This is a genomic window from Bradyrhizobium sp., from assembly GCF_049581145.1.
Lineage (GTDB): Bacteria > Pseudomonadota > Alphaproteobacteria > Rhizobiales > Xanthobacteraceae > Bradyrhizobium.
The window spans coordinates 1-7,235 of the sequence record NZ_JBAURI010000699.1 but is presented as its reverse complement, the minus strand read 5'-3'; the positions used below and the strand labels follow the sequence as shown (position 1 = coordinate 7,235).

At 63.9% G+C, this 7,235-nt stretch carries 7 protein-coding genes; 1 reads left to right on the top strand and 6 read right to left on the bottom strand.

Annotated features, from left to right (window positions below; translation table 11 throughout):
- From WCB02_RS22780 to WCB02_RS22755, 6 genes are all read right to left on the bottom strand, one after another.
- Positions 1-1,198 (bottom strand): ATP-binding cassette domain-containing protein (locus WCB02_RS22780; RefSeq protein ID WP_423961653.1); only part of this gene is annotated, 1,198 nt, incomplete at its 3' end.
- Complete coding sequence (locus tag WCB02_RS22775; protein WP_423961651.1) at positions 1,199-2,038, bottom strand: ABC transporter permease; 840 nt, start codon at positions 2,036-2,038, stop codon at positions 1,199-1,201. It abuts the gene before it with no gap.
- On the bottom strand, positions 2,035-3,006 hold the full coding sequence (locus tag WCB02_RS22770) for an ABC transporter permease (protein ID WP_423961649.1): 972 nt from the start codon (positions 3,004-3,006) through the stop codon (positions 2,035-2,037). The genes WCB02_RS22775 and WCB02_RS22770 overlap by 4 nt, the downstream gene beginning before the upstream one ends.
- Positions 3,007-3,030: 24 nt before the next feature.
- A complete protein-coding gene (locus tag WCB02_RS22765) occupies positions 3,031-4,593 on the bottom strand; it encodes an ABC transporter substrate-binding protein (RefSeq protein WP_423961647.1) in 1,563 nt (520 codons plus the stop codon).
- 267 nt (positions 4,594-4,860) lie between these two features.
- The gene (locus tag WCB02_RS22760; RefSeq protein WP_423961646.1) at positions 4,861-5,961 is read right to left on the bottom strand and encodes an LLM class flavin-dependent oxidoreductase; all 1,101 of its coding nucleotides are present in this window, start codon (positions 5,959-5,961) and stop codon (positions 4,861-4,863) included.
- A gap of 162 nt (positions 5,962-6,123) precedes the next feature.
- Positions 6,124-6,537 (bottom strand): hypothetical protein, encoded by a 414-nt coding sequence (locus WCB02_RS22755; RefSeq protein WP_423961644.1) that lies wholly within the window; start codon positions 6,535-6,537, stop codon positions 6,124-6,126.
- Between the two features lie 232 nt (positions 6,538-6,769).
- Here WCB02_RS22755 and aroQ point away from each other — a divergent pair, with 232 nt between their 5' ends.
- A complete protein-coding gene (aroQ, locus tag WCB02_RS22750) occupies positions 6,770-7,210 on the top strand; it encodes a type II 3-dehydroquinate dehydratase (protein ID WP_423961643.1) in 441 nt (146 codons plus the stop codon).
- Positions 7,211-7,235: the final 25 nt, after the last annotated feature.

Sequence of the window (7,235 nt, the reverse complement as noted above, 5' to 3'; positions counted from 1 at the left end):
CGGCGGGCGTCGTGCCGCGGGCAATCAAGCCGTCGCCGATGATATGGCCGACCTTGCGGCGCGGATTGAGCGAGGCGAACGGATCCTGAAAGATCATCTGGATGCGATGGCGCTGCACGCGCAGTGCCTCGCCCTCGAGCGCGGTGAGATCGAGATCGCCGATCCGCACCGTGCCGCGGTCGGGTTCGAGCAGCCGGATCACCAGCCGCGCCACCGACGATTTGCCGGAGCCGGATTCGCCGACCAGCCCGAGCGTCTCGCCCTTGAAGATCGTGAAGTTGACCTCGCTGGCCGCCTGCACGCTGCGATCGGGACGAAACCAGCCGCCCGAGGTGACAAAGGTCTTGTCGAGCCCGATCACCTCGACGGCCTTGCCATTCTCCGACAGCGGCGCCCGCTCCGGCGGATCGATCGACGGCACGGCGGCGAGCAGCGCGCGGGTACAGTCGTGGCTCGGACGCGCCAACACCTGCGCCGCCGTGCCCTCTTCCACCACCTGGCCGTGCCGCAGCACCACGACTTGATCGGCGATCTCGGCGACCACGCCGAAATCGTGGGTGATGAACATGACAGCCGTGTTGTGGCTCTGCTGCAGATTGCGGATCAGCTTCAGGATCTGCGCCTGCGTGGTGACGTCGAGCGCGGTGGTCGGCTCGTCCGCGACCAGCACCGCGGGCTCCAGCGCCAGCGCCATCGCGATCATCGCGCGCTGGCGCTGCCCGCCTGAGAGCTGATGCGGGAAAGCGCGCAGGATGCGCTCGGGATCGGGCAGCCCGACCTCGCGCGCCAGCGCCAGCGCCCTGGCGCGGCGCTGGCGCGGCGTCAGCAAGCGATGCGCCTCGAACATCTCGACCAGCTGGTCGCCGATCCGCATCAGGGGATTGAGCGCGGTCATCGGCTCCTGGAACACCATGGCGATGCGGCGGCCGCGCAGATCGCGCCAGCCGGCCTTGTCGAGCCTCAGCAGATCCTGACCGTTCAGCAGGATCTCACCGGACGCAATCGACACGGTGTCGGGCAACAGCCCCATCAGCGCATGCGCGCACATCGATTTGCCCGAGCCGGATTCGCCGACCACGCAGACGATCCTGCCGGGCTCGAGGTCGAGCGAGACGCCATCGACGGCGAACGGGCGCTCCGCGCCCTTCGGCAGCGCGATGCGCAGGTTCCTGATCGAGACAACGGGTGGACGGCTCATCTAGCGGCCCTCTCGGGCAAGCCGCGGATTGAGCGCGTCGTTGAGGCCTTCGCCGATCAGGTTGAGCCCGAGCACCGACAGCAGGATGGCGACGCCCGGGAAGACGGTGATCCACCAGGCCTGCCGGATCACGGTGCGGCCGGCGCCGACCATGTAGCCCCAGGAGATCAAATTGGGATCGCCGAGCCCGAGGAACGACAGCGAGGATTCCAGCAGGATCGCGGTCGCAACCATCAGCGAGGCCAGCACGATCACCGGCGACAGCGCGTTGGGCAGGATCTCGCGCCAGATGATCCAGCCGGTGCGTTGGCCGGTGACGATCGCGGCCTGGACATATTCGCGGCTTCGCAGCGACAACACCTCACCGCGCACCAGCCGCGCCACCGGCGGCCAGCTCACGATGGCGATCGCGGCAATGATCGAATAGATCGAGGGCTGCAGGATCGCGACCAGCACGATGGCGAGCGCGAAGGATGGAATGGTCTGGAAGAATTCCGTCAAGCGCATCAGGGCATCGTCGACCCGGCCGCCGAAATAGCCGGCAACGGCGCCAAGGGGAATGCCGACGATCAGCGCCACCAGGGTGGAGACCAGTCCGACCAAAAGCGACACCCGCGCGCCAAAGATGATGCCGGCGAACACATCGCGGCCGAGCGCATCGGTGCCGAGCGGCACGGCGGACAGCGTGAACGGCGGCACGAACGGCCGCTGCACCATCCGCCACGGCGAATGCGGAAACAGCACCGGCCCGAACAGCGCCACCGCGACCGCCAGCGTCAGGATGACGAGCCCGATCACCCCGCTCGGATTGCGCAGCATCGTTGTCCAGAACTGCTTCATGCGGCGAAATCGATCCGCGGGTCGACCAGGCGATAGACCAGATCGGTGATGAGATTGAAGATCAGGACCATGGCCGAACACACGACGAAAATGCCGAGCAGCAGGTTATAGTCGCGTTGCAGCAGCGCCTCGTACATCAATCGGCCGATGCCCGGCCAGGCGAACACGGTTTCGGTCAGCACCGCGCCGCCGATCAGCGTGCCGGAATGCAGGCCGGCGAGCGTCACCACCGGCAACAGCGCGTTGCGCAGCACATGCCGGCGCTGGATCACGGCATCGCGCAGGCCCTTGGCGCGCGCGGTCTTGACGAAATCCTGGCGCGCCACCTCGAGCATCGCGGCACGGGTCATCCTTGTGTAGGTCGCCATGAAGAACAGCCCGATGGTGGCGGCGGGCATGATCAGATGCGCGGCCACGTCGAGGACGTGGGCAAATCCGGTATAATTGGCGCCGACCGTCTCGTAACCAAAGCTCGGCAGCCAGTCCATGGTGACCGAGAACAACAGGATCGCGATCAGCGCGATCCAGAACAGCGGCGTGGCGTAGAAGATCAGGGCCAACACCGTGATCGCGGTGTCGACCCAGGTGCCGGCAAAGCGCGCCGCCAGCACGCCGAACAGGACGCCGAACACCAGCGAGATCGCGAACGCGGTGAGCGTGAGCAGCAGCGTCGCCGGCAGCCGCTCCAGGATCAGCTGCGATACCGGCGCCTGCTGGCGGAAGGAAAAGCCGAGATCGAAACCGAGCACGCCCCTGACATAGACGAACAACTGCTCAGGCAGCGGCTTGTCGAGCCCGAACTTCTCCCGCAACTGCGCGACAAAGACCTTGTCGCTGGCGCCGGCCTCTCCCGCCATCACCATGGCGGGATCGCCGGGCGCGAGCCGGATCAGGAAGAAGTTCAGCACGACGATCGCAATCAGGACGATGACGCCCTTGACGATCCGCTGCGCGATGAAGGAGAGCATCGAAAGCCCGTGGCTGCTATCGGCTCACCTGTCGATCCACGCATCGCGAAAGCCGTCATTGACGCCGATCCCGGTGGTGATCAGGTTCTTGATCTTGCAGCGGGTGATGGTCGGGAACTGCAGTTCCAGAAGCCAGGCCACCGGCACATCCTCGACCAGCATCTTCTGCACCTTGTCGTAGATTTCCTTGCGCTTGGAGTCGGGCGTGGCGACCGCGCCCTCGGCGAACAATTTGTCGACCTCGGGGTTGGAGTAACCCTCGACATTGTTGAAGATCTGCCCCTTCTGGATCGCGCTGGTGATGTAGTTGCGCGAGACGCCGAGCGCTGGATCGCCATACTGATAGAGATAGGTGAAGGCGATGTCGTAGTCCCAGTCGCCGATCTTCTGGTTGCCGCCGGCCACGTCGGTGGCGACCATCTCGATGTTGAGGCCGACATCCTGCAGGTTCTGCTTCACCGCCTCGGCCCAGCGCTGCCATGTCTCGCCATAGGCCAGCGGCAACAGCCGGATCTTCTCGCCATTGTAGCCGGCCTCCTTCAACAGCGCCTTGGCCTTGGCCGGGTCGTAATCATATTTCGGCACGTCGTCGGTGTAGAACTTGATCGAGGAAGCCGACGGGCCGGTCGCGACCTTGCCGAGCCCGTTCCAGATCACGTCCTTGGCGAAATCGCGGTCGATCGCGTACATGATCGCCTGCCGGACCTTCTTGTTCGCGGTCGGACCGGAGCGGTTGTTGAGCCACAGCCACGCAAGCGGGCTGAAGAACTCCCAGCCCGCTCCGGTGACGCAGGTATCCTTCAGCTTGGAGAGCCGGGGCACGTCGAAATTCTCCACGGAGCCGCCCGGCAGCACATCGACCTTGCCGGTTTCGAACGCGACCGAGCGCGCGGCGGCATCCGGAATGACCTGCCAGTAGATCTCGTCGATGTAGGGCTTGCCCTTCTCGTGATAGTTCGGATTTTTCACGAGGTGAATGAACGAGCCCTTCTGCCATTCCTTGAACATGAACGGCCCGGTGCCGATCGGCGCGTTGTTGTAGGGATTGGTCTTGTAGTCGGTGCCCTCATAGAGATGCTTCGGGATCATCGGCATCGAGCCGACCTCGAAGATGCCGAGGAAGGGGCCGAACGGCTCTTTCAGGGTGAAAACCACGGTGAGATCGTCAGGCGCCTCCACTTTCTCGACCATGGCGAGATTGTTGCGGGCGCGGGCGTGGGTCTGCTTCAGCATCTCGATGGAGAACAGCACGTCGGCCGAGGTGAACGGCTTGCCGTCGTGCCAGGTCACCCCCGGCTTGAGCTTGAAGGTATAGACCTTGGCATCAGGGCTCACCGTCCAGCTTTCGGCAAGGCCGGGCAACGGCTCCAGTTTCGGGCTGTAGCGCAGCAGGCCCTCGAAAATATTGCCGGCCACCATCTGGGTCGGACCGTTCTGGATCATCGCAAGCATCAGGCCGGGCGGCTCGGGCTGAATCACGGCGTTGATGACGCCGCCCATCTTCGGAGCCCCGTTCGGCTCCTCTGCCAGTACCGCCGCCCCCAGGAAAAAGCCGATGAACGCAACGACCAAACTTCGTGTCAACATGAGCAGACTTTCAGACCATCCGGAAAGCGCCCCTCATTCAACGCGTTAACTGATGCGGAACGGCGGACGCCCGGTCGCGGTGACCGGCGGCGCGGAGGCTCACACGGTCTTAATTGCCGCGGCAAGATGAAAGTCGCGACATCTTCCGCTCAAAAAATGTACAGCACCACGAAGCAGCGAATACAACGTTTCAACCATGATTTTGGTTGTTCGATCGCGCACAGCGCGAGATGGCAAGACCCTGCCACCTCGCGCTGCTTGTCCTGCTCACGCGGCCTTGCCGAGGGCCGTATCCAGATGTTTCAGTCGCGGCAGCACCTCGTGCCGCAACAGCTGCAGCGAATGATGCCACGCCTCCGGTCTGTGCTTGTAGTCGAAGCCGAACACCAGCAGCACGCCGAAGCCGCCGACCTCGTGCCAGATCTTCTCGATCTTTTCGGTAACAGTGGCGGGCGAGCCGACGATCCAGTTGCGGCGTGCGCAATAGTCGACGGTGACGTCGCTGTCCGGCACGTCGGGCGCGTGCTTGAGATAGTCCTTGAAGCCGAAATGGCCGAGCAGCGGCAGGAAATACTCACCCATCATCCGCCCCATCATGTCGCCGGCCGAGAGCTTCCAGGCTTCGTCGTCGGTGTCGGCGACGAACACCTCGCGCACCAGGCGCCAGTCGCGCCGGTTCGGCTTGCGCCCGGTCTTCTGGGCGCCCTGCTCGACCGAATCCCAGTGGCTGCCGACATAGGCCGGGTTGAGGTTGAGGCTCATCGGGATGAAGCCGCGCTCGCCGGCGAGCTTCAGCGTGTCGGAGTTCTTGGACAGGCCGGCGACCCCGATCGGCGGATACGGCGCCTGCAACGGCTTGATGTGCGGTTTGAGGAAATCGAACATCGTCTCAGGCTTGGTGACCGTCCAGAACTTGCCCTTGTAGGTCCAAGGTGCGTCCTCGGTCCACATCTTCAGGATGATCTCCAGCGCCTCGCGCGTCATGTCGCGGTTCTGGCCGCTCATGCCGTCGACATTGAACATCGCCCAGTCGCTCGGGAGGCCCGAGGCCGCGACACCGAAATTCAGCCTGCCTTCGGAGAGGTGGTCGAGCATCGCCACCCGGTTCGCAAGCTCGGCCGGGTGGTGATAGGGCAACAGAAAACCGCCGGGGCCGAGCCGGATGGTCTTGGTCTGCAGGAAGGCCTGCGCGAGAATCAGATCGGGCGCGGGGTGCGGCTCCCACGGCGCGGTGTGATGCTCGCCGATCCAGGCCTCCTGATAGCCGAGCTCATCGAGCCAGCGCAGAACCTGCAGGTCCCAGTCCTGGCCCTCCTTCAATCCGCACTCCGGCGGATGCGAGGGCATCGCAAAATATCCGAGTTCCATGGGCTTTCCTCTCGCTGCTGTTTTTTGCTTGTCGTGCGGTGCACGTTTGGTGCGCCGCCGGCGAAGCATAGCACTTCGCACGCCCGCCATCATTGGCCGTGCCGCGGCGAAATGATGACTTGTGGCGCGGAAGGAGCAGAAAGCCGGGAAACGGGCCGCCGATCAGGCTCGCGCCCGCGCGATCGCGCCGGCGACGATCTGCATGGCAATGCCCACCGTCCAGCCGAGCCCGATCAGGATGGTCCAGGCGAGATCCGGCTCGGAGCGCAGCACAATGATGCCGACCGAAAAGAACGCCGTCAGCGTCGCGAGAAACGTGCCGACCGCACTCAAAAATTCCGCGCTATCGATCCTGGTCCGGTCCTCATCGGGATGAAACGGCATCTTCGGCGTGTCGATGCCGAGGTAGAACCCGACCGCCCCGGCGATCATCATCAGAAGCAGGAAGCCCTCCGAGGTCAGGAACGAGATGCTCGATCCGACATGGGCGGAAACGAACAGCCCACAGGCTGCACCAGCCATCGCAAGGCCAAGTCGTTCCAGGATATGAGCGGATCTTCTGATACGGAAACGCATGGCGAGGCTCGATCGCTGAAACGGCAGCTTAGGCCCATTTTGCTATCGTGTGAAACCTTTTCGCCGCGGGACGCCAGCGGACCTGAACAGTTTTGCGCGATGCGCGGACCGGCGAGCGTCGCCAGGATTGCGCCGCGCCCCGGTGGGGTTACGCTGTCCGCGCGATTGCCCAATTCGGTCGGCAATCCCTGAGAAAACAATGTCTGATCGCGCGGAAAACGAGGAACACGCCATGAAACGACTGATGATCCTGAACGGTCCCAACCTGAATCTGCTGGGGGTGCGGGAGCCGCACATCTATGGAACGACGACGCTGGCACAGATCAAGCAGAGCTGCGAACAGCGCGCCGCCGAGCTCGGGCTGGAGCTCGCCTTCCATCAATCGAATCACGAGGGCGAGATCGTCGACTGGATCCAGTCGGCGCGACAGAGCGCCGATGCCATTATCATCAACCCGGCCGGCTATTCCTTCACTTCGATCGCGATCCTCGACGCGATCAAGGCGTTCGAGGGACCCGTGCTGGAGGTCCACATCTCCAACATCCATGCCCGCGACGAGTATCACCGGCATTCGAAGATCTCGTCGGTGGCGACCGGCGTGATCTGCGGGCTTGGGCCTTACGGCTATATCGCGGCGATGCAGGCGCTGGCGCCCATGGCCAAGAAAGCCTGAAACAAGAAACCCGATCTTGCTATCG

Bases quoted from the DNA above. Each gene is read 5' to 3' on its own strand.
- WCB02_RS22775 (WP_423961651.1), bottom strand. From the start codon at position 2,038: ATGAAGCAGTTCTGGACAACGATGCTGCGCAATCCGAGCGGGGTGATC.
- WCB02_RS22765 (WP_423961647.1), bottom strand. From the start codon at position 4,593: ATGTTGACACGAAGTTTGGTCGTTGCGTTCATCGGCTTTTTCCTGGGG.
- aroQ (WP_423961643.1), top strand. From the start codon at position 6,770: ATGAAACGACTGATGATCCTGAACGGTCCCAACCTGAATCTGCTGGGG.
- WCB02_RS22760 (WP_423961646.1), bottom strand. From the start codon at position 5,961: ATGGAACTCGGATATTTTGCGATGCCCTCGCATCCGCCGGAGTGCGGA.
- WCB02_RS22770 (WP_423961649.1), bottom strand. From the start codon at position 3,006: ATGCTCTCCTTCATCGCGCAGCGGATCGTCAAGGGCGTCATCGTCCTG.
- WCB02_RS22755 (WP_423961644.1), bottom strand. From the start codon at position 6,537: ATGCGTTTCCGTATCAGAAGATCCGCTCATATCCTGGAACGACTTGGC.